The 22,465-nt window shown below is 65.2% G+C and carries 19 protein-coding genes; 12 read left to right on the top strand and 7 right to left on the bottom strand.

The window, feature by feature from the left end; genetic code table 11:
* The first annotated feature begins 6 nt into the window (after window positions 1-6).
* The 4 genes from AC04SG_RS13480 (at window position 7) to AC04SG_RS13465 (ending at window position 5,008) form a co-directional block, all read left to right on the top strand.
* Window positions 7-915 (top strand): dihydrodipicolinate synthase family protein, encoded by a 909-nt coding sequence (locus tag AC04SG_RS13480; RefSeq protein WP_488551430.1) that lies wholly within the window; start codon window positions 7-9, stop codon window positions 913-915.
* A gap of 10 nt (window positions 916-925) precedes the next feature.
* Window positions 926-1,894, top strand: a complete 969-nt coding sequence (locus AC04SG_RS13475; protein ID WP_488551429.1) for a D-2-hydroxyacid dehydrogenase — start codon at window positions 926-928, stop codon at window positions 1,892-1,894.
* Window positions 1,895-1,970: 76 nt separating this feature from the next.
* On the top strand, window positions 1,971-3,512 hold the full coding sequence (locus AC04SG_RS13470; RefSeq protein ID WP_488551428.1) for a trimethylamine methyltransferase family protein: 1,542 nt from the start codon (window positions 1,971-1,973) through the stop codon (window positions 3,510-3,512).
* Window positions 3,513-3,517: 5 nt separating this feature from the next.
* On the top strand, window positions 3,518-5,008 hold the full coding sequence (locus AC04SG_RS13465) for an N-acyl-D-amino-acid deacylase family protein (protein ID WP_488551427.1): 1,491 nt from the start codon (window positions 3,518-3,520) through the stop codon (window positions 5,006-5,008).
* Here the strand turns inward: AC04SG_RS13465 and AC04SG_RS13460 are convergent.
* Genes AC04SG_RS13460 through AC04SG_RS13430 form a run of 7 tightly spaced genes read right to left on the bottom strand, consistent with a single transcriptional unit; the run spans window position 4,993 to window position 12,117 of the window.
* Window positions 4,993-5,652, bottom strand: coding sequence for a cysteine hydrolase family protein (locus tag AC04SG_RS13460; protein ID WP_488551426.1), 660 nt, complete (start codon window positions 5,650-5,652; stop codon window positions 4,993-4,995). The two genes, AC04SG_RS13465 and AC04SG_RS13460, sit on opposite strands and share 16 nt — an antisense overlap.
* Window positions 5,649-6,926: a Zn-dependent hydrolase gene (locus AC04SG_RS13455; protein ID WP_488551425.1), complete on the bottom strand. Its 1,278-nt coding sequence runs from the start codon at window positions 6,924-6,926 to the stop codon at window positions 5,649-5,651. Before AC04SG_RS13455 ends, AC04SG_RS13460 begins: the two co-directional genes overlap by 4 nt.
* The gene (locus AC04SG_RS13450) at window positions 6,923-8,083 is read right to left on the bottom strand and encodes an NAD(P)/FAD-dependent oxidoreductase (RefSeq protein WP_488551424.1); all 1,161 of its coding nucleotides are present in this window, start codon (window positions 8,081-8,083) and stop codon (window positions 6,923-6,925) included. Before AC04SG_RS13450 ends, AC04SG_RS13455 begins: the two co-directional genes overlap by 4 nt.
* Window positions 8,080-9,408, bottom strand: a complete 1,329-nt coding sequence (locus AC04SG_RS13445) for a Coenzyme F420 hydrogenase/dehydrogenase, beta subunit C-terminal domain (protein WP_488551423.1) — start codon at window positions 9,406-9,408, stop codon at window positions 8,080-8,082. The genes AC04SG_RS13450 and AC04SG_RS13445 overlap by 4 nt, the downstream gene beginning before the upstream one ends.
* On the bottom strand, window positions 9,401-10,327 hold the full coding sequence (locus AC04SG_RS13440) for a nitrilase-related carbon-nitrogen hydrolase (protein ID WP_488551422.1): 927 nt from the start codon (window positions 10,325-10,327) through the stop codon (window positions 9,401-9,403). The genes AC04SG_RS13445 and AC04SG_RS13440 overlap by 8 nt, the downstream gene beginning before the upstream one ends.
* The gene (gene hydA / locus AC04SG_RS13435) at window positions 10,312-11,742 is read right to left on the bottom strand and encodes a dihydropyrimidinase (RefSeq protein WP_488551421.1); all 1,431 of its coding nucleotides are present in this window, start codon (window positions 11,740-11,742) and stop codon (window positions 10,312-10,314) included. Before hydA ends, AC04SG_RS13440 begins: the two co-directional genes overlap by 16 nt.
* 24 nt (window positions 11,743-11,766) lie before the next feature.
* Complete coding sequence (locus AC04SG_RS13430; protein WP_112566108.1) at window positions 11,767-12,117, bottom strand: RidA family protein; 351 nt, start codon at window positions 12,115-12,117, stop codon at window positions 11,767-11,769.
* 225 nt (window positions 12,118-12,342) lie between these two features.
* Between AC04SG_RS13430 and AC04SG_RS13425 the strand changes: the two genes are divergently transcribed.
* The 8 genes from AC04SG_RS13425 to AC04SG_RS13390 all read left to right on the top strand — a co-directional run bounded on the left by AC04SG_RS13425 (window position 12,343) and on the right by AC04SG_RS13390 (window position 22,410).
* Window positions 12,343-13,590, top strand: a complete 1,248-nt coding sequence (locus AC04SG_RS13425; RefSeq protein WP_488551420.1) for an MFS transporter — start codon at window positions 12,343-12,345, stop codon at window positions 13,588-13,590.
* On the top strand, window positions 13,590-14,351 hold the full coding sequence (locus AC04SG_RS13420) for an SDR family NAD(P)-dependent oxidoreductase (RefSeq protein WP_488551419.1): 762 nt from the start codon (window positions 13,590-13,592) through the stop codon (window positions 14,349-14,351). Before AC04SG_RS13425 ends, AC04SG_RS13420 begins: the two co-directional genes overlap by 1 nt.
* Before the next feature lie 30 nt (window positions 14,352-14,381).
* Window positions 14,382-15,398 (top strand): NAD-dependent epimerase/dehydratase family protein, encoded by a 1,017-nt coding sequence (locus AC04SG_RS13415; protein WP_488551418.1) that lies wholly within the window; start codon window positions 14,382-14,384, stop codon window positions 15,396-15,398.
* Between the two features lie 11 nt (window positions 15,399-15,409).
* Window positions 15,410-16,333 carry an allantoinase PuuE gene (locus AC04SG_RS13410; RefSeq protein WP_488551417.1) on the top strand — a complete coding sequence of 308 codons (924 nt, stop codon included), beginning with the start codon at window positions 15,410-15,412 and terminating at the stop codon, window positions 16,331-16,333.
* Between the two features lie 2 nt (window positions 16,334-16,335).
* A complete protein-coding gene (locus AC04SG_RS13405) occupies window positions 16,336-17,670 on the top strand; it encodes a dihydroorotase (RefSeq protein WP_488551416.1) in 1,335 nt (444 codons plus the stop codon).
* 9 nt (window positions 17,671-17,679) lie between these two features.
* Window positions 17,680-18,453 (top strand): SDR family NAD(P)-dependent oxidoreductase, encoded by a 774-nt coding sequence (locus tag AC04SG_RS13400; protein ID WP_488551415.1) that lies wholly within the window; start codon window positions 17,680-17,682, stop codon window positions 18,451-18,453.
* A 214-nt stretch (window positions 18,454-18,667) separates the two neighbouring features.
* Complete coding sequence (locus tag AC04SG_RS13395) at window positions 18,668-20,524, top strand: ABC transporter ATP-binding protein (RefSeq protein ID WP_488551414.1); 1,857 nt, start codon at window positions 18,668-18,670, stop codon at window positions 20,522-20,524.
* Complete coding sequence (locus AC04SG_RS13390; protein WP_488551413.1) at window positions 20,524-22,410, top strand: ABC transporter ATP-binding protein; 1,887 nt, start codon at window positions 20,524-20,526, stop codon at window positions 22,408-22,410. Before AC04SG_RS13395 ends, AC04SG_RS13390 begins: the two co-directional genes overlap by 1 nt.
* Window positions 22,411-22,465 lie beyond the last annotated feature (55 nt).

Raw genomic sequence — 22,465 nt, 5'->3', positions numbered from 1 at the left:
ATATAAATGACCCGCCCGCAAGGAACCATCGCCCCGATCCTGACGCCGTTCGAGAACGATGGCAGCATCGCCCGCGATCTCTGGGTCTCGCACGCCAAATGGGTGCTGGACCAGGGCGCGCATTTCCTGTCGCCCTTCGGCACCACCGGCGAGGCGCTGTCGCTCTCCCTCAGTGAGCGCATGCAGGCGCTGGAATGGCTGGTCGAGGCCGGCATTTCGCCTATCCGGATGATGCCCGGCACCGGTGTTACCGCATTGCCCGAAACCATTGAACTGTCCAAGCATGCGGTCGGGCTCGGCTGCGCCGGCGTGATGGTGCTGCCTTCGTTCTTCTACACCGCTGCCGGCGACAACGGCCAGGCGCGCTATTACAGCGATCTGATCGAGCGGGTGGCCAACCCGGCGCTGAAGATGATCCTCTACCATATCCCGCAGAACTCCGGCGTCCCGGTCAGCCCGGCCTTGACCGCCCGGCTGAGCGCGGCGTTTCCGGAGACCGTCGTCGCCTACAAGGACAGTGCCGGCGACTGGAACAACACGGCAGCGGTGATTGCCGCGGCACCCGCGGTCGCGGTGTTCCCTAGCTCCGAGGCGCAGCTGACCAAGGGCCTCGCCAATGGTGCTGCAGGCTGCATCTCGGCGACGGTCAACCTCAACGCCGCGGCCATCCGCGCGCTCTACGACGCCGCGATCGCGGGCAAGGACGTCACGGCGGCGGATGCCGCGATCAAGGCGTTCCGCAAGGTGATCCAGGATGCCGGCCTGATCCCGGCGATGAAGGCGGTGCTGGCGGTTCGCTCCGGCGACAAGCGCTGGCTGAACCTGCGCTCGCCGCATGAGAATGCGACGCTGGAACACGGCAAGACGCTGCTTGCCGCGCTCGGTCCCGCAGCCGACCATATTGGCGGCGGCTGAGGCGCAAGACATGTCGGCTCACCCCACCGTCATCCTGCACACCGACCGGCCGGCGGCAGCGATGGCGGTGCTCGGCGAGACGCATCCGGATCTCACAATCCACGCCTGCGATACCTACGCAGCTTTGCCGGCTCTGATCGAGCAAGTAGCCGCCGAGGTGGTCTACACCGTCCGCTTCGACGGCACGCCGCGCTTTCCCCGCCAGGCGCTTGTCGAAAGCGCGACCGTGAAGTGGGTATCGGTCGGTGGGTCCGGCACGGATCATCTCGGGCGCTGGGATCCGGCGCGCGTCACGGTGACCAATTCGGCCGGCGTCGCCGCCGGCATGCTGGCGGAATATGCGCTGGGCGCCATGCTGTCCTTCTCGCTCGACCTGCGCGGTTTCGAGCGCCGTCAGCAGGCGCGCCAGTGGGGCGGTGGCCGTGTCGAGCCGATCGAAGGCAAGACGGTCCTTGTCATCGGCCTCGGCAAGACCGGTACGGCCGTTGCTATGCGCGCCAAGGCGATGGGCATGGAAACGCTCGGCATCCGCGCCCGGCCGAAGCCGATGCCCTGCCTTGACGAGGTGCACGACCCGGATGCTCTGCTTGCTCTGCTCGGCCGCGCCGACTTCATCGTCTGCTGTGTGCCGCTGCTGGCCAGCACGCGTGGCCTGCTCGGCAAGGCGGCCTTCGCGGCGATGAAACCTTCGGCCGTCCTCATCGATATTTCGCGCGGTGGCGTGACCGACGAGGCAGCGTTGCTCGAAGCCCTCGACGGCAAGCGGATCAAGGGCGCGGCGCTGGACGTGTTCAGCACAGAACCGCTGCCGGCGGACCATCCTTTGTGGGGCTACGACAATGTCGCCATCACGCCACATTGTGCGGCGGTCTATGAGGGCTGGGATATCAAATCGGTGCGGATGTTCGCCGACAATCTCAAGCGCTACTGCAGCGGCCAGACGCTGGAAAACACAGTCAATCCGGAGCGCGGCTACTAAGCAATTCCAGGAAAAGTGTGAAGCGGTTTTCCGTCCGGAATTGCGCAAAACGAAGAGACCCGGGAGAACGAAACAAATGACGCAGGACAGGCGCGGCGGGGGCCGCAGATCGAAGATCGGACGCAGCGGCGGCGGCATCGCGCAGCTGCCCTGGCAGCATATCGAGAACCCCTATCCGCCGATGCAGTTGCTGGACGAGGATCGGATGCAGCGTCTGCACGACACGTCGATGCGCATCCTGTCGGAACTCGGCATCCGCGTCATGAGCGAAAAGGTAATGGATCTGTTTGCTGCGGCAGGCGCGATCGTCGACCGCGAGGAAAAGACCATCAGGATCGACGAGAGCCTGGTTACCGAGGCGCTACGGGCGGTTCCGTCCTCTTTCAGGCTGACCAGCCGCAATCCGCAAAAGCAGGTCCATCTCGGCGGCAATTCGCTGGTGTTCGGCCTCGTCGCCGGCCCGCCCAATGTGCATGACCGCATCAATGGCCGCCGCCAGGGCAATCTGCCCGACTATCAGAACTTCATCCGGCTGGCGCACCACTTCAACGCCATCCACATCATCGGCAACCAGGTTGTGGCGCCGATGGAATTGCCGGCCAATGCGCGCCATCTCGATACCTATTACGCAAATCTGACGCTGAGCGACCTCTCCTTCCACTGCACGGCGATCGGCCGCGCCCGGGCGATGGACGGCATCAACATGATGGCGATTGCGCGCGGCATCAGTGTCGAGGAGATGCGGGCTTCGCCCGGTGTGACGACGATCATCTCGATCAACTCGCCGCGCCTGTTCGACGACGCCATGGCCGAAGGCTTGATCGCGATGGCCGAGCACGGCCAGCCGGTGACTGTCACCCCGTTCACGCTGATGGGCGCGATGACGCCGGTGACATTGGCGGCGGCGCTTTGCCAGCAAAACGCCGAAGCGCTGTTCGGCGTGGTGCTGACGCAGCTGGTCAATCCCGGCACGCCGGTGATGTACGGCGCCTTCACCTCCAATGTCGACATGAAGTCGGGCGCGCCGGCTTTCGGCACGCCGGAGAACGCCAAGGCCAACATCATCGCCGGGCAGCTGGCGCGGCGCTACAACCTGCCCTACCGCACCTCGAACGCAAACGCTTCGAACGTCGTCGATCTGCAGGCCGCCTATGAGACCGAGATGGCGACATGGGGAGCGGTGCTTGGCGGCGCCAATCTGATCTACCACGCGGCGGGCTGGCTCGAAGGCGGGCTGACGGCCTCCTACGAAAAGCTCGTGCTGGATGTCGAGATCCTGCAGAACATGATGGAGTTCCTGCGGCCGCTGCCGTTCCAGGAGGACGATCTCGGTTTCGAGGCGATCAAGTCGGTGCCGGCCGGCGGTCACTTCTTCGGCGCCGAACACACAATGTCGCGCTACACCACCGCCTTCTACCAGCCGATGCTGTCCAACTGGCAAAACCATGGCGCCTGGGAGGAAGCCGGCGGCAAGGATGCGCTGGAGCGCGCCACCGAACTCTGGCAGCAGGCACTGCATGATTACGAGGAGCCAGTGATGGATCCCGCGATCCGCGAGGAGCTCGACGCCTATGTCGCGCGCCGCCGCGAGGAGATCGCCGCCAATCCGGACGGCTGACAGCAATGCCATACGATCTCGTCATCCGCCATGCGACGCTGATTTCAGGCGACGGTTCCGATCGCTTCGAGGCCGACGTCGCTATCGACGGCGACAGGATCGCCGCCATCGGCGACTTGGGCGACGCACGTGGTGCACAAGAGATCGACGCTTCGGGCAAGATAGTCGCGCCGGGCTTCATCGACGTGCACACCCATGATGACGGCGCGCTGCTGGCACCCGATGGCATGGTGCCGAAGATCAGCCAGGGCGTGACGACGGTGATCGCCGGCAATTGCGGCATCAGCCTCGCGCCTTTGCTGCTGGATCGCGCCCCGCCGCCGCCCTTCACGCTGGTCGGCGGCCAGGAGAATTTTCGCTTCGACCGTTTTGCCGATTATATCGCCGAACTGAAGAAGCGCGGCATCGCCACGAACGCGGCCTTGCTCGTCGGCCACACCACATTGCGTCAGCGCTGCATGCCGGTGACGGACCGCCCGGCCAACGAGGCGGAGACGGCGCTAATGCAGGAGGCGGTCGCTGAGGCGATGGCCGTGGGCGCGTTCGGCCTCAGCACCGGGCTCGACTACCCGCCAGCCGTCAACTCTTCGACTGAAGAGGTCAAGGCGCTTGCGGCGACGGCGGCAAGCCTCGGCGGGCCGTACGTCACCCATACGCGTAACTATTTCGAGACAATGGATGAGGCGATCGAGGAGGCCATCGACATTGCCGACCATGCCGGCGGCAAGCTGTTCATCTCACATCACCAATGCACGGGCCGTGCCAATTTTGGCAAGAGCGGTCCTTCGCTGAAGCGCATCGACCAGGCGCGCGAGACCATGGACATCGGCATGGATGTCTACCCCTATGCCGCGAGCTCGACGGTGCTTCGGCTGGAGCGGTGCGACACCGGGCTGAAGATCCTTATCACCTGGTCCACGCCGCACCCCGAAATGGCGCGGCGCGAGATCGCCGACATTGCGCGCGAATGGAACTGCACAGAACGTGAGGCCGGTGAGCGCCTGCTGCCGGCCGGCGCGGTCTACTTTCAGCTCGACGAGACGGATGTGCGAAACATCATCGCCCATCCGCGCACCATGATCGGCTCGGACGGTCTGCCACACGACATCCACCCACATCCGCGCCTGTGGGGGACATTTCCGCGCGTGCTCGGCCACTATGCCAGGGATGTCGGCCTGTTCAGCCTGGAAGAGGCGGTGTTCCGGATGACCGGGCTTCCGGCGCGTGAATTCGGCATCGCGCAGCGCGGCGCGCTAGCGGTCGGCAATTTCGCCGACCTGACGATCTTCGATCCGCAGACGATCATCGACGCCGCGACCTTCGAAGAGCCGCGCCAACCGGCTGCCGGCATCGAGCATGTCTTCGTCAACGGCGTGTCCGTGTGGAGCGACGGCAAGGCGACCGGGGCGCTGCCGGGTGCGGTGCTCAAGCCTGCCGCTTCAAAGACGATCGTCAGAAGCGGGTGCGGCTGCGGCGCGAATCACAGCGCTTCGTAGAGGCTGTCGACCGTCTCCAGCGTGTAGACAAACTGCACCGGCCTTGTGCAGCGCCAGCCGTCAAAACTCTGACCGGCGAGCGCCTTCAGCGCCTCGGGCATGCGCAGGATGCCGCCGCCATAGAGGCGGTTAGCCATGTCGAGCATGCCGGTGCGGTGCATGGCTTCGCTCATGCTGCCGCAAGCGTCCTTGACCAGCCAGACGCGAAAGCCCTGATAGACGGCGTCGAACACGCTTTCGGTGACACAGCTGTCGGTGAGCACGCCGGCGACAACAAGGTTTTCGATCTTGAGATCAGCAAGCCGCTGCGAAAGATCGGTGCGGCGAAAGGCGCTCGGCCAGTGCTTGTGGATGACAATGTCGCCGGGCAGCGCCGCCACTTCGGTGCAGATGTCGGCGCCTTCGCTGCCCGCCACGGCGGAGCGAAACTCTTCGGTCAGGATCTCCTCCTGCCTGGCATAGCCGGCGCGCTCTTCCGGCTTCACCCAGGCCTGCGCATGGATGACCGTAATGCCGGCAGCGCGGGCTTCGGCAATCAGGCGGGCGGCATTGGCGAGCACGGCATCATAGCCGATGACCGGCCAGGCGGCGCCGGGCCGGTATTCGTTCTGCAGGTCGATGACGAGCAAAGCGGCGCGGTTCATGGCTGGTCCTTGTCGAAATCGGTGACGAAACGCAGGAGCAGACGGATCGCCTGATCGAGATCGGCGATCTCCATCGCTTCATGCGGGTTATGGCTGCCGTTTTCGTTGCGCACGAACAGCATGGCGGTCGGAATGTTCGCGCCGGCAAAGGTAGCGGCGTCGTGCCCTGCCCCGCTCGGCACATGCGGGGCGGGCATCTGCAAATCGGCGGCAGCGCGATCCAGCCTTGCGATCAAAGCTTGCGACATGGTCGCCGGCTCCCAAGTGAAGCGTGACCCGGCTTCGAACGTGACGCCGCGCTTCGTGCCCACCTCCGCAAAGAGCGCGTGCAACCTTGCTTCAATCCGCTCAAGAACAACGGCCTCGGCGCTGCGCACATCGAGGGTGAAGCCGAGCTCGCCGAGCACGCGACTGCCGCCATGTTGCGAGGGGTCGGACTGCACGCGGCCGAAGGTGATGGTGGCTTCGCGTCCCTCGCGCTCGAGCGCGTCCCATTCCGCTTCGAGGCCGGCGACCAGATCGGCGAAACCGAGCACGCTGTCATTCCGGGCAAAGCGCGGCTCGGCGCCGGAATGGGCGTAAGCGCCGAAGCATTTGGCATCGACATAGCGGAAACCGCCGGCAATGCCGGTGACGATGCCGACCGGCACGCCAGCGGCGACCAGGCGCGGCCCCTGTTCGATGTGCACTTCGACGAAAGCGGCGATGCGAGAAGCATCGAAGCCCGGCACGCCGCGCCGCACGGTATCGGGGTCAAAGCCTTCCTCACGCATGTGATCGGCCAGTCTGCGTCCGCTGTCCGACCGCTTCGCTTCCAGCGCTGCAGGATCGAGCAGTCCGAGCGCGGCCCGACTGCCGGGATAGGACAGCGGAAACCACACGGCCTCCTCGGCGCGCGTCACCAGCACGATGAGATCGCGCGGCAATTGTATGCCTTGCCCGACCAGCTCGGCCATTACCGCCAGCCCGGCCACGACACCGGCGGCGCCGTCGAAATTGCCGCCATGCGGCACGCTGTCGAGATGGGAGCCTGTAACGATTGCCGGCAGGTTGGGATCGCGACCTCTGAGGGTCAAATAGAGATTGCCGGCGGCATCGACACGAGCGACCGCGCCGACCCTTTCCGCTTCCTCGCGCACGAGACCGTGGGCAAAGCGCTCGCCGGGTCCGTAAGCGACGCGCGTGATGCCCGGCGCATCGGTGGTGGCTTGCGCCAGCGTCTCCAGCAGGCGCCCGGCCAGAACGCCACCGGCCGTCAGTCCCGCATCGCTCATGAAGCAACCCGCGCGGATTGAGACACGCGCAGCCGGTGTGGCGTGAGATCGTCGAGCGACACCCCTTGCCTGGCGACATCATCCGGCATGCCGCCGCCGGCGATCAGGCTGGCGCAGACACGCGACAGTGCCGGCGAGGTCTTGATGCCGTAGCCGCCCTGTCCGACCAGCCAAACGAAATCCGGCACGTCATCATCGGGGCCGACAACGGGCGAGCCGTCGGTGACGAAGGTGCGGAGGCCGGCCCAGGAGCGCGACACGCGCTGCACCTCGATGGTGGTGGCCCTTTCGAGACGCTCGGCGCCGATGGCGACGTCGATGTCCTCGGCATAGGCATCCATCGGTGGCGACAGCGTCGCATCGGCCGGCGAGACGAAGAGTTGCCCGGCATCCGGCTTGAAGTAGAACTCGGCGCCGACATCGTGGACCAGCGGCCAGTCCGATATGTCGACGCCCGCAGGTGCGGGGATGTTGAAAGCGGTGCGGCGCTTCGGCTGCAGGCCGACGGGGCGGACGCCGGCCATGACGGCAATCTCATCGCCCCAGGCGCCGGCGGCATTGACGATGCGCGGCGCAAGAAAGGTTCCGGCCGGGGTTTCGACCCGCCATTGGCTGCCTTGCCGGTCGATCACCTTGACGCCGGCGTTGGTGACGATCCTGGCGCCTCGTGCACGGGCGCCGCGCAGAAAACCCTGGTGCAGGCCGTTGACGTCGATGTCCATCGAATGCGGTTCGATATAGGCGCCGGCGAGATAGTCGGCGCGCAGCACCGGCACGCGCTGGATCGCCTCGGCGGGCGTCATGGCGACGATGGACGGAACCAGCGCTTGAGCCGCCTCCAGATCTTGCGCCAGGAGCTCAAGCTGGTCGGCGCGGGCGACGGTAATCATGCCGCGCTTGCTCACCAGCGGATAGTCAGCAAAGCCGGCCGGCGGTTCGGTCAGGAACGAGCGGCTTGCCAGCACGATGCGGCGGATGACGCCGTTACCGTAGTTTTCGGTAAAGCTTGCCGCCGAGCGGCCGGTGGTGTGGTAACCGCAATGGCTCTCGCGCTCGAGCAATACCACCTTGGCCGACCGGCTGATCTCGAAGGCAGCGCCGGCGCCGGCCATGCCACCGCCAATGACGATCACGTCCGTTTCTTCAGCGGCACTCATGGACATCCATCCTTCACTATCACGACTTCGCCGCGCGGTACCGGTCGCGGTTCGCCCAGCCGCCCGCGTTTGGCGCGGTCGCGGGCGCCACGGCCCTCGGTGAGATTGTCGGCCAGCGTGTTCTGCAAGGCGCAATCCTCCAGGGCAAGATCGGTGACCACTGGTATCGGCTTGCCGGCAATCGCGATGCCTTTCAGTCGCGCCCAGACCGCGCGGCGCTTGCGCGTCTGATGCGACTGCAGTTCGCCGAGTTCGGCAAAGCTGCTCTCGCGCTTGATCGCCAGCGCGCCGGCTGCGACCGCCGCGTTGAACAGTTCGAGGCCACGCGGGGTGCGCACGATGATGCCGTTGAGGGCTTCGTCATCGACCGCCGGCCCGCCATTCAGCCAGGCATCGGACGCGACGATGTCAGCGACCTGGCCGATGGCGTCGGGGCAGATCTTGCAGCGCGGCTGGATCATCCATTTGTCCTCGTCCTCCCATAGCTGCCGGTAGCTGAGCTGGAAGGCGCGGCCGTCTTTCGTCTCGATCCGGTTAGGGCCGGGATTGCCGTAACCCCGGTAGCGGAACAGCGCGAGCTCTTCCTCGGCGAGGCCGAAGCGCTGCAGCACCTGTTCGGATTTCGACAGGTCGGATGCCCCGCCGCAGACGAAAGCGAGCGCATAGCTCATGTATTTGTCGACGCGCGGATCGTGCCGAGCCAGATTGCGAACGGCGGTGATATCGCAAGGCTTGGCGATCAGCGCGAAGGGTTTGCCGCGAGCGAGTATCTCGCTGAAATTCTCAAGCGGCGCGACCGGCCCGTAGCGCGAGCCGGCGCCTTCGAGAACCGACGCGGCATCGAAGCTCAGCCGCCGCTCGCTGCGCATCGGGGCGGTCCGCGATGTGGAGACGTGCAGGACGAAGTTGACGCGGCCGGATGTCAGCAGGAACTGGCCAAGCGCCGTCAGCACGCCGCCGCTCGATGCCTGGAACCGCACCGCCGGGTCTCCGGCATAGCCGAGGCTGACCCGCTCGGCAGGCCCCCATACGGTGTCTGTCAGCGCGGCTGTAGCGGTTTGCGACGGCGGCGGGCCTGCGATCCGCGTTCCCGGGCAGACTGCGTTGATCCGTGTCAGGGTCGAATGGTTCAGCGCCACGCGGGCGACCGGCCGCAGGCGCCCCTCTGGCGTCATGATCATCTCGATTTCTTGCGGACCAGCGAGCGACCGGCAGAGCCCGCAACCGATGCAAAGTCCGTTCTCGACGATCTCGGCCAGCGATAGCGGAATGGCCGGCGGCGGCGCGATGCACTCGGCAGATCGGTCGCGGCTCAAGTCAGACATGCGAACCGGCGGGCTCGCTGATGAGACGATACTGATCCGGGCGGCGATAGAGCGCGAAGTCGAAATTCACCTTCCGGCAGGTGGCGATGAGGTCAAGATCGGCGCGGTGGACGATGACTTCGTCGCCGAGCGAAATCGCTTGCGCCGCGATCTCGCCGGTCGGTGCGATGATGCAGGAGCCGCCGATCAGCGCCTGGCCATCTTCCAAGCCGGCCTTGGCGGCGGCTGCCACCCAAAGCGTGTTCTGGTAGGCGCCGGCCTGCATCGGCAAATGGTTGTGGAACATTCTGAGATGCGCCAGCGCCGGCGCTTCGTCGAGCAGCAGCGGGGTGTTGTAGCCGAGCACCGCCACTTCCGCGCCGTTGAGGCAGAGCATGCGATAGGTTTCCGGCCAGCGGCGGTCGTTGCAGATCGCCATGCCGACGCGCACGCCGCGATAATCGAAGACCGGAAAGCCGAGATTGCCCGGCTCGAAATAGCGCCGCTCCAGATGCGTGGTCGTGCCTTCTTCCGGCTCGGCCGAGCCCGGCACATGCATCTTGCGGTAGCGGCCGATGAAGCGCCCGTCCGGGCCGACCAGATCCATGGTGTTGAAATGGCGCGTGCGGCCGTCTTCCCTAGCGATTTCGCAATAGCCGAGCGCAAAGCCGATCTTGAGACGAGCGGCTGCATCGTAGAGCCGCTGCGTTTCCGGCCCCGGCATCGCGCTTTCGAAGAAGGCGTCGATCTCCGCCTGATCGTCGATGCGCCAGCGCGGAAAGAAGGTGGTCAGCGCCATCTCGGGAAAGACGGCAATCTCCGCGCCGGCAGCGGCGGATTGCTCCAGCAGATGGACGAGGCGATCGACGGTCTCGGCACGCATCGCGCTGCGCTGGATCGGTCCGGTCTGGGCGACCGCAATGGTCAGGCATCGAGCCATGGCGTCGCCTCCTCGACTGGTCTTCCCGAGCGGGCCGGATCAGCGGCGGTGCGCTCGACGAATTGTCCGAAGCCCGGCTGCGCCTTCAGCATACCATCGGCGATCACCGGCACGCCGCGCACCAGAACGGTGGTCGGCTTGCCGGTCACGCTCCTGCCCTCGTAAGGCGTGAAGTCAACGCGCGAATGCAAAGCGGCGTGGCCGAGCGTCCAGGTGGCTGTGGGATCCCACAGCACTAGGTCGGCATCGAGACCGACCGCTATACGGCCTTTACGATCGGCGAAGCCGTAGATGGCGGCGGCATTGCGCGAGGTGAGATCGAGATAGCGGTCGAGCGTCAGCCGGCCGGTCAGCAGCCCCTCGGAGAACAGCAGCGGCAGACGGGTCTCGATGCCGGGAATGCCGCTCAGCGTGGTGGTGAAATCAGGCGTTTCCGCCTTGCCGATCTTGTCGGCGAAGTAATAGGGCGAATGGTCGGACGACCAGAGATCGATACCGCCATCGATCAGCGCCTGCCACAGATGCTGATGGCTGCGCGGCGAACGCGGCGGCGGCGAAAAGACGAAGCGCGCGGCATCTACCGCCGGGCGGTCAAGGTCGGCGGCACTGACAAACAGATATTGCGGGCAAGTCTCGGCGATGGCGTCGACGCCACGCAATCGCGCCCGCGCCACCTCTTCAGCCGACTGCCAGGACGAGACATGCACGATGGTCATGCGCGCGCCGGTCATTTCGGCGAAGGCGAGCGCGCGGTGCGTCGCCTCGCGCTCCATAGTCTCGCTGTGCGCGACGACATGGTAGCGGATGTCGGTGCGGCCGAGGTCGATCAGCCGCTGGCGTGTGCGCCGGATCGCGGCGTCGTTCTCGGCATGGACCATGACGATCCAGCCAAGCGTATGGGCCGTGTCGAGCACCTTGAAGAACAGATCATCGTCGACGGCAAAGCCCTGATAGGTCATGAACAGCTTGACCGAGGCAATGCCGCGGCTGGCAAGCGCGGCGAGTTGCTGCTCGACATCGGCGCCGGTGCCCATCGTCACGACGGCATGCAGCCCGTAGTCGATCACCGCACGGCCCGCGGCGCGATTGAGCGCGCGATCAATTGCGCCGATCGTCGACATATCAGGACCCGGCATGCCGAACGGGACGATGCAGGTGGTGCCGCCAAAAGCAGCCGAAATGGTGCCGGATTCGAAATCGTCGGCATTGCCCGCCCCGCCCCAGACCGGCTGGTCGAGATGACAATGGGCGTCGATGCCACCGGGCATGACCCAGCGATTGCTTGCGTCGATCAGCGTCTCTCCGGACAAGCCATTGCCAATGGCTGAGATGCGGCCGGCATCGATGCCGATGTCGCAGTCGGCCCAGCCGTCGTCGAGCGCGACGCGTCTACCTTTGATGATCAGCTCATGCATTCGGTTTGCCTACCCCAATCGGCCTCAGCCGACCGCCGCCGTCACCATGATCTCGACGCGGTACTGGTCACCGGCGAGCCGCGCTTCCACCGTGGCGCGCACCGGCATGGCACTGCGGTCGATCCAGGCGTCCCAGGCCGTATTCATCATCTCGAAATCGGCGATGTCCCTGAGCCAGATCTGGGCGCTGAGGATTTTGGTCTTGTCGCTGCCGGCCTTGGCCAGAAGGGCATCGATCTTGGCGAGGATCTGCTTGGTCTGCGAGGTCGTGTCGCCGGAGAGGTCGTCCGCCGTCAGGCCCGCGACATAGACGGTGCCGTTGTAGCGCAGCACCCGGCAGAAGCGTTGGCCGTTTTCAAGACGTTCGATCGTCATGCAGTCCCTCCTGGCAGCTTCGATAGCGGCAGTTGCCTATGGTATGGACGGCACAAAACCGCTGTAAAGCCCGCCGGAGCCCAAGATGCCGCTTTCCGTCTCCGGCATGGCCAAAAAAATCGAAGCCATAGCCGTATCTATCTTCGTTTGCAGCAATTGCTGCCCCGTGTAGCCTCTCGCTCAGGGTGGCGTCGGTGTCGGCGCGGCCAGGGGAGCAGCGCAGCCATGAGGTCGATCGCCCAATCCGCGATGCGGCTGTGGCAAAACGCGGAGCGCTCGCGCGCTTTGCTGCCGATCATGGCCGGTATTTGTCTCGCCTGCATCGGCAGCGCCATGCTGACCACGGCCGTCTCGCTGCATCTCGGCAAGCCAAGCATTTCGCCCGATGTCGTCCAGATCGTGCTCACCGCCTATCCCGTCGGCTTTTTCGTCGGCTGCCTGGTCACGCGCCCGGCGGTCGCCCATTACGGCCATGAGCGCACCTTCATGGGTGTCCTTGTGCTGGCGCTGTTGGCGGCGGCAGGCTTCGTCTTCACCGATTTCGTGCCGAGCTGGATCTGCTTTCGCCTGCTGGGCGGCATGTCGATGGCGTCGCTCTTCGTCGTCTGCGAAAGCTGGATCAATCTCTATGCCGAGCAGCACAATCGCGGCGCGCTGTTCTCGCTCTACATGCTGACGACGGCGATCGCGGTGCTGCTCGGACAACTGCTCGTCGCTCTGGTCGGGCCGCAATCGCCGCATCTGTTTCCTGTCGCGGCAGCGACGGTGCTGCTGGCGCTGGTGTCCAAATTCATCGGCGGACGCTGGCCGGCCCTGCCTGCCTCTCCCACTGAGCCGGAGCACGCGAGCGGACCGGTCAAACGCCTCGGCCCGCTGGCGCTGTTCCGGCTGGCTCCGGTGACGGTCGTGGCCATCTTCCAAGGTGGCATCACCAATATGAACATCTTCGTTCTGACGCCGATCTACGGCACCCAGATCGGTCTGTCGGCGGCGACGACGGTCGGCCTGGTGACGACCATCAGCATTGCCGGCATGCTGGCGCAGACGCCCGTCGGCTGGCTGTCGGACCGGTTCGAGCGGCGGCTGATCCTGCTGGCGCAAGGCCTGCTGTCGGTGACGCTTTGCGCGGCAATCGCCTGGCTCGGCAATTTTTCGGAACCGCTGCTGTTCGTGCTGTTTTTTCTTTATGGCGCCACGGCGCTGACCATCTATCCGGTGGCGATGGCGTTCGGCGCCTCGCAGCTGCACAGCCGGCACATGGTCGGCGCCTCCGGCACGCTGCTTCTGCTCTACTCGATCGGCAATGTCGCGACGCCAGGCGTGTCCGCCGGCTTGATGGCGCATATGGGTGCGCCGGCGATGTTCCTGCTGCTGGGCGGCGGCGCGGTTCTGGTGACGCTTGCCGCCTGCTACAATCTGCTGCGCCGTCCGGTCTCCGTGCCGATCGTGCAAGCCGTCGAGGACCGGGTTTGATGACGACCGCCATGAACCGCCTGCAAGACAGCGTCATCCTGATCGCGGGTGCCGCGAGCGGCATCGGAGCGGCGATCGCCAAGCGGTGCATTGCCGAGGGCGCCATGGTCGTCTGTGCCGACTATAATCTCGACCCGGCAACGCAACTTGCCGACACGCTTGGGCCTTCGGCAGCCGCCTGCCAATGCGACGTGACGGATAGCGGTTCCGCCAGGAACGCTGTCGAATTCGCGAGACAAAAATTCGGTCAGCTAGACGGGCTGGTGCACAATGCTGCGGCCCCTTCGACCAGCGCCACTGTCGTCGATCTCGACGAGAGCGCGTGGCGGCGCGAGATCGATGTCGGCCTGACCGGTGCCTTCCTGATGAGCAAGTACGCAGTGCCGCTGATCGCGGCCGGCGGCGGTGGTTCGGTTGTGTTCATCGGCTCGCAGTTCGGCCGCGTCGCCACCACCAAGGCTGTTGCCTATTGCGCCGCCAAGGCCGGGCTGATCCATCTCGCCAAGGCGATGGCGGTCGACCATGCGCCCGACAAGGTGCGCGTCAACAGTCTCTCGCCGGGCGCGGTTGCGACGACGCGATTGCTGCGCCGCTTCGCGGATTTCGAGGCGGCCAATGCCGGGCTCGGGCCGGCGCATCTGCTCGGCCGGATCGCGGAGCCTGAGGAGATCGCGGCGGCAGCCGCTTTCCTTTTGTCGTCGGACGCGTCCTTCGTCACTGGCTCGGACATGCTCGTGGACGGCGGCTATGCGACGCGCTGAATTCTTCAAGTCGATTTCAAAGGAGTTCCCATGACGCTGCTCGTCACCGGCGGCACCGGTTTTGTCATGAGCGTGGTGGCGCGCGAATGGCTGGACCGCGATCCGCACGCCCGCGCCGTTATCCTCGACCGGTCGGGGCTCGACGCGATTGCGGAAAAATTCTTCGCGCCGGTGCGCGACCGCCTAACTGTGCTGACTGCCGACATACTGGATCCCAAGCAATGGGCGACAGCACTCGACGCGTATGGAATCACGGCAATCGTCCATGGCGCGACGGTGACGCCGAACTCGCGCCCGAGCGACCCGACGCAGCCGCCCGAGGCCAACGATCCGGCGGCCATCGTCGACGTCAATCTGATGGGCACGGTGCGGATGCTGGAATGGGCGCGCGGCCGCCCCGGCATCAAGCGCTTCGTCTATGTCAGCTCCGGTTCGGTCTATCGCCACAACGGGCCGGACTGGAGCGGCGAGCCGCTGCCCGAGGACGGCTATGTGGCGCCGCTGACGCTTTACGGTATCTCGAAATTCGCCGCGGAGATGGTCACCAATCGCTACGCCGACCTGTTCGGCCTGTCCGCCATCTCGGTCAGGTTGTCCTCGGTCTATGGGCCGATGGATCGCGTCACCGGCAGCCGCAATGTTCGGCATTTGCCGAACCGCGTCGCGCATATGGCGCTCAACAGCGAAACGATCCGGCCGAACAGTCTCGAGCCGCTTGGCGACTATGTGCTGTCGAGCGATGTCGCCAAGGCTGTCATGGCGCTGCTCGATGCCGACACCTTGCGCTATCGGCACTACAATATCGGCAGCGGCGGCACGCAGACGGTCGGCGACTTCATCGGCTGGGCCAGCGAACGCTTCCCCGGCCTGAAAAGCGAAATCAGCCCAACCGCGACGGCGAACATCACCATGAACGCGACGCTGAAGACCGGCATGTGGGGCGAATACGATCTTGCCCGCATCGAGCGCGATACCACCTGGCGGCCAACTCCGGCGAGACAAGCCTTCCACGACTACATCGACTGGATCGCTGCCAACGAAGTCTGAGGAGCAGAGCGATGCCGACCGATTTTCAGCAACCGCGCGACTTCGTCGGCTACGGCCCGCATCCGCCCTTCGTGACATGGCCCGGCGGCGTCAAGCTCGCTATCAATTTGGTGCTCAATTACGAAGAGGGTTCGGAGTACTCCTGGCTCGAGGACGGCCGCAACGACAATTGGGGCGAGTACAATCTCACGTCCAGTCCGCCGGTACGCGACCTCGGCACCGAGACGCATTTCGAATATGGCAGCCGGGCCGGCGTGTGGCGGCTGGCGCGGCTGTTCGACCGCTATGACATCCCGACCACCGTCTCCGCCTGCGCGGTCGCGCTCGAGCGCAACCCGGCGGTGGCTGAATGGATGAATGCGCGCGGGCACGACCTGCTCGGCCATGGGCTACGCTGGATCGACTACACGACGATGGAGCGCAGCGAGGAAGAGCGCCAGCTGCACGAGGCGATTGCGCTCTACGAGAGGCTGATGGGCAGGCGTCCGCTGGGCTGGAACTGCCGCTCGCTGCCGAGCGTCAACACGCGCGATCTGCTGGTCCGCGAAGGCGGGTTTCTCTACCACTCCGATCCCTGCAATGACGACCTGCCCTATTTCCTCGCCCATCAAGGCACCGAGATCCTGGTCGTGCCCTATTCCAAGACGCTCAACGACAGCCGCTACCTCGTCGCACCCGGCTATAGCAATCCGCGCGACTTCGCGCAGGATTGCCGCTCGGCCATTGACTACATGCTCGACGAAGCCGACGAGACCGGCGGTCGCATGCTGACGATCGGCATCCATGCGCGCTGGATGGGCCAGCCCAACCGTGCCTCCGGCTTGCGCGAAGTGATCGAGCACGTGAAGACGAAACCGGCCGCTGCCTTCATGCGGCGCGAGGATATCGCCCGCTACTGGCTGGAGAACCATGCCGGCTTCGAGCGGCACGGCTGAGTATGTTCGAGACGCTGATCAGGGGCGCGACCGTCGTCAATGCCGACAGGCAGGAACGGCGCGATGTCGGCATTGCCGGCGGCCGCATCGCAGCTCTGATGGCTCCCGGCGGAACGGCTGAAGCCGCGAGGGTGCTGGATGCTTCGGACTGCCTGCTTCTGCCCGGCCTGGTCGACGCGCATGCGCATCTGCGCGAGCCCGGCCTGACGCACAAGGAAGACTTTTCCTCGGGCACGCATGCGGCAGCCCTTGGCGGGGTGACGACGGTGCTCGACATGCCGACGGACGAGCCATGGACGGCCCGCGCCGAAGATCTCGCCGACAAGATGGCGATGGCGGCAGGTCGTCTCCATGTCGATGTCGGTTTCCAGGCCGTGGTCAGCCGCGATTTGTCGCGCATCGCCGGCCTGCTCGCGCTCGCGCCGGTGTCGTTCGAACTGTTCACCGCCGATGTGCCGGAGACCTTCCTGTTTCGCAATTTCGACGCGGTTGCCGAGGCGCTCAGACAGTTCGGCCATGCCGACACGCTGATCGGCATTTCGCCGGGCGACCAGTCGATGCTGACCGGCGCCAATGAGCGCAACAAGACGGGGACCATCGCGGCCTTTCTCGACAGTCGGCCACCGCTGGCGGAAGCCGGCGGCGTTGCGCGCGCCGTGCTTGCCGCCGCCGCGACCGGCGCGCGTATCCATGTCCGGCAGATCAATTCGGAACCGGGCGTCGAAGCGTGGAGCCGGCTGCGCGACAGGGCCGATGCCAGTGTCGAGACCACACCGCAGAACCTGTTCTTCACCGCCGACGATTACGAGACGCAAGGCGCCAGGCTGAAGGGTTCGCCACCGCTACGGTCGCGGCAGGATGTCGAAGCCTTGCGCGCTGCGCTGAAGGGTGGGCTGATCGACATCGTCGCCACCGACCACGCACCGCATGCGCCGGCCGAAAAGGCCGCCGCCTACGCTGCTTTCGCCGATATCCCCGGCGGCATGCCGGGGCTGCAGACGCTGCTGCAGGTGATGCTGAAGCTCGTCGACGAGGGTCTGATCGCTTATGCCGATGTGGTGCGCATGTGCGCGCGCAATCCAGCCGAGCGTTTTGGGCTCGGCCGGCGCAAGGGACGCATCGCCACCGGCTACGACGCCGACCTGCTGATCGTCGACCCGCGCCTGTCCAGTTCCATCTCGGACGCCGATCAGGCTTCCCGCGCGGCCTACACGCCGTTCGACGGCTGGAGCGTGAAGGCGCGGCTGACCAATGTGTTTCTGCGCGGGCGAGAGATCGTGCGCGACCAGGTGCTGACCGGTTCGGGGCAAGGCAAAGTCGTGCGCCGGGAACATTGAGGAGAAGAGATGCCCCTGCTCAAGGACAAGGTCGCGATTGTCACCGGAGGAAGCTCCGGCATCGGCCGCGCCATCGCGCTGAAATTCGCGGCCGAAGGCGCTGCCGTCGTCATTGCCGATACCGCCGAATTGCCGATCGAAGGCGGCCACAGCACCGTCGATCTGATCCAGTCGAGCGGCGGGATGGCGATGCACATCGCGACCGACATTTCGGACTGGGATGCGGTCGATGCGCTGGTCGGCGCGACGGCCGAGCGTTTCGGACGGCTCGACGTGATGGTCAACAATGCGGCCATCTACACCAGCACCAACCTGGTCGAGACCACGCCGGAGCAATGGAACCGCGTGATCGGCGTCAATCTGACCGGGTTCTTCCACTGCTCGAAGCGCGCCGTCATCCAGATGCTGACCCAGGCGCCGGTGAACGAGGTTCGTGGCCGCATCATCAACATTTCCTCGCAGCACGGCATGGTCGCCTGCCCCGGCGATTTTCCCTATTCGGTGAGCAAGGGTGCCATCGTGCAGATGACGCGGCAGATCGCAGTCGACCACGCCGACGATTTGATCGTCTGCAACGCCATTGCGCCTGGCAAGATCATCACCGGCAAGCCGGGTGTCGCCAACGATCCCGACGCGCTCACCTATTCACGCAGCCGCACGCCCTGGCCGCGGCTCGGCACCCCGAATGACGTCGCGGGTGCCGCGCTGTACCTCGCCAGCGACATGGCCAGCTATGTCACCGGCATCAATCTGATAGTGGATGGCGGCTGGATGGCGGGCTGATCGTGCGGAACAATGCCTCGTAATGCGCCATAAGCCAAACCTGCAATCTTAGCGCTAGCACATAATGGTGATGCGCCACCCTCAGGCACAGTGCGATGCCGTCATTGGCCCTTGAACGGCCAAAATGGAGGCGTACCATCCCAGCATCTGAAACTGAGTCTGTTTTCATTCGTCTGGGCTAATGTCCGGACCGGATTGGACATTTTCCTTGGCAATGGATGCAGCCAGCGGCGCGGCGAAGCGCGGCAAATCGTTTGCCCATGTGGCGGAGGCCTCCTGGGGCAAGGGCCTCAGCACGCTGCTACGCATCGTGCGCATGACGCTGCGCCATCCCTGGCAGGTGGCGATCACCATCGTCTCGACTTTCATCGCCGCAACGCTGCAGCTGTTCATCCCGCGCCTGCTCGGTCGCGCCATCGACCAGGCGCAAGGCGTAATGGCCGCGAGCGGCGATGCGGCGGCGGAGCAGGCGCTGTGGACGACGGCACTCACGCTGCTCGTCGTCAGCATATTGCGCGGCCTCTTCACCATGGCGCAGAACTATTATGGCGAGGCCGTCGGCCACCGCACCGGCTATGAATTGCGCCTGGCCTTCTACGAGAAGATCCAGCGGCTGAGCTTCAACTTCCATGACAGGGTGCATACCGGCGATCTGATCACGCTCGGCCTGCTCGACCTCGACGGCGTGCGCATGTTCTTTTCCACCGGCATATTGCGCGTGGTGCTGCTCGGCGTGTTGATCGGTGTCGGCTCCTACCTCCTGATCAGCACGGATCTCGAGCTCGGGCTGCTCAGCCTGAGTTTCGTGCCGTTCGTGGCCTGGCGCTCCTCGGTCACCCAGCTCAGGCTGCGCAGCACCTGGCTGACGCTGCAGGAGCGGCTGTCGGTGCTGAGCCGGGTGATGGACGAGAATCTCGGCGGCATCCGCGTCGTCCGCGCCTTCGCCGCGCAGCGGCATGAGTTGGAAAAGTTCGACCGCGCAAAGCGGTCGGCATTGGAGCTTGCCAATGAGCGCGTCGACATTCGCGTCTCCAACACAAGCGCCATGAATTTCTCCTTCCTGGCGGCCATGGGGCTGGTGTTGTGGTTCGGCGGCCAGAAGGTGATCGCCGGCGAGATCAGCGTCGGCACGCTGGCCCAGTTCCTCACCTTCATGACCATCCTGCAGATGCCGGTGCGCCAGCTCGGCCTGATGGTCAACTCGTTTGCCCGCGCCTCGACCTGCGGCACCAGGCTGTTCGAGCTGCTCGACGCCGAACTCGACATCGAGGATGCGCCTGGCGCCAGGGACCTCGTCGTCACTGACGGCGTGCTGCGCTTCGACAATGTCGGCTTCCGCTATGCGGACACAGGCGGCCGGCCGGCGCTGTCGGGCATCTCGTTCGAGGCCAGGTCCGGCGAGACGGTCGGCATCGTCGGCCCGCCAGGCAGCGGCAAGTCGACCATCGCGCATCTGATCCCGCGTTTCTATGACGTGACGTCGGGCGCGATCACCATTGACGGGCAGGATATCCGCGCGGTGACGCTGCAATCGCTGCGCAAGGCGGTCGGCGTCGTGCAGCAGGACGCGTTCCTGTTCACCACCTCGATCGAAAACAACATCGCCTATGGCAATCCCTGGGCGCGCGAGACCCGCATCGGGCAGGCTGCCGAATACGCCCAGCTGCACAATTACATTATCGGGCTTCCGGCCGGCTACACCACGGTCGTGGGCGAGCGCGGCGCCTCGCTTTCCGGCGGCCAGCGGCAGCGGCTGACCATCGCCCGCACCCTGATGCTGCGGCCTTCGGTTCTGGTCTTCGACGATTCCACCGCGGCCGTCGATGCCGGCACCGAGCAGCGGATCCGCACGGCGATGAAGCGCTTCGCCAAGGACCGGGTGACTCTGATCATCTCGCACCGGCTGAGTTCGTTGATGCATGCCGACCAGATCCTGTTCATCGAGAACGGCCGCATCGCCGAGCGCGGCACTCATCAGGAATTGCTGGCGCTGGGCGGACGCTACCGCGCGCTCTACGACCTGCAGCTACGGCCGGAGGACGACCTCCCTGTCGCCGTGGGAGCCGCATGATGTCGACACAGAACGACGACGAGAAGGAAGACACCAGCCGCCGGCCGACCAAGGCCGTCGTCGGCTCGCATCGCGACGAAGAAGAGGTTTTCGGCAAGGTCTACGATCCGCGCATCGTGCGCCGCATCTGGAGCTTCGTGAAGCCGTATCAGGGCAGGATCTTCATCTCGGTTGCAGCGGTGCTGGTGTTCACGCTGACGCAGCTGGCGATCCCGCTGGTCATCCGCTACGCCATCGACCACGGCATGGCGGCAGGCAAGGCCGACCGCTCGGTGATGAACTGGGCGATCGGTGCTTTCGCACTGATCATCCTGATCAACTATGCCGCCAGCTATGTGCAGGAAAGCGTCGTCGGCAAGGTGGCCGAGAATGTGCTGTCGGATTTGCGCCGCGCCATGTTCAGCCATCTGCAGAGGGTCTCGCTGAGCTTCATGGACAAGACCGAAGTGGGCCGCCTGATGTCGCGCCTGCAGGGCGACGTCAATTCGATGCAGGAATTCCTCGAGACGTCGGTGATGTCGGTAGGCGACATCGTGCTTCTGTTCGGCATCGTCAGCGTTCTGTTGTGGCTCGATTTCCGGCTCGGGCTGCTGACGCTGTCGACCATGCCGGCGCTGTTTGTCGTACGCCTGTTCTGGCTGCCGCGCGCCAAGGTCGCCTTCATGGCCGCGCACGAGACCAATTCGATCGCCAACGGCGCGCTCGCCGAAGGCATCCATGGCGTGCGCACAGTGCAGAGCCTGGAGCGCCAGCACGTCAATTTCGACCTCTATGACGAGAAGGTGCTGGCCAATCTGAGGACGCATCTGACCTCGGCGAAATATGCGCAAGTGATGGTGCCGATCGTCGACACGCTGACCGGCATCGCCATGGCAACCGTCATCGTCATAGGCGGTTCGATGGTGCTGTCGCACAGCCTCGACATCGGCGTCATGGTGGCGTTCCTGTTCTACATCCAGCGCTTCTTCGACCCGATCCGCTCGCTCACCATGCAGTACTCGGTCATGCAGCGCGCCATGGCTTCGGGCCAGCGCATCTCCGAAGTGCTCGACGTGCCGGTCGACGTCAGCGACAGGCAAGGCGCGGTGGCGCTGACGCGCGACATGGACGGCTCGGTCGAGTTCAGGAACGTCACCTTCGGCTACCGGCAGAACCAGCCGGTGCTCAAAAATGTCTCGTTCCGCGTCAATCCAGGCGAGACCGTGGCCCTGGTCGGGCCGACCGGATCGGGCAAGTCGAGCTGCATGGCGCTGGTGCACCGTTTCTACGATGTCTGGTCGGGCGAGGTGCTGGTCGGCGGCCACGATGTCCGCGACGTCACGCAGGATTCGCTCGGCGACCAGGTGGCCATGGTGCTGCAGGAGCCATTCCTGTTTTCAGGAACGGTGCTGGAAAACATCCGCTACCACAAGACCGGCGCCAGCCGCGAAGAGGTGGTTCGCGCGGCGCGGGCTGTCGGCGCGCACGACTTCATCGAGCACCTGCCCAATGGCTACGATACCGAGCTCGAACAACGCGGCGGCAACCTCTCGCTCGGCCAGCGCCAGCTGATCAGCTTTGCGCGGGCGCTGGTCGCCGACGCTAAGATCCTGGTGCTGGACGAGGCGACGGCGAGCATCGATTCCTACACGGAAATGCTGATCCAGAAGGCGCTGCTCACGCTGCTGGAAGGCCGCACCGGGCTGGTGATCGCGCACAGGCTGGCGACCATCCGCGGCGCCGACCGCATCATCGTGCTGCAGAATGGAGAGATCGTCGAAAGCGGCAACCACGACCAGCTGATGGCGGCGAAAGGTCTCTACGCGCGGCTTTACAACATGAACTACGCCTCGTTCGACGATATTGCCGAGGAAGACTTAGGCGCGCCAGCCGGCAAGGCGACGTGAAGGTGGCCTGTTGAGCCCACGGAAACTCGCGGCAAGCGGGGCAGAGCGGGTCAGC

It is taken from the genome of Mesorhizobium sp. CNPSo 4684, assembly GCF_057784315.1.
This window is presented reverse-complemented; position numbering and strand designations above follow the sequence as displayed.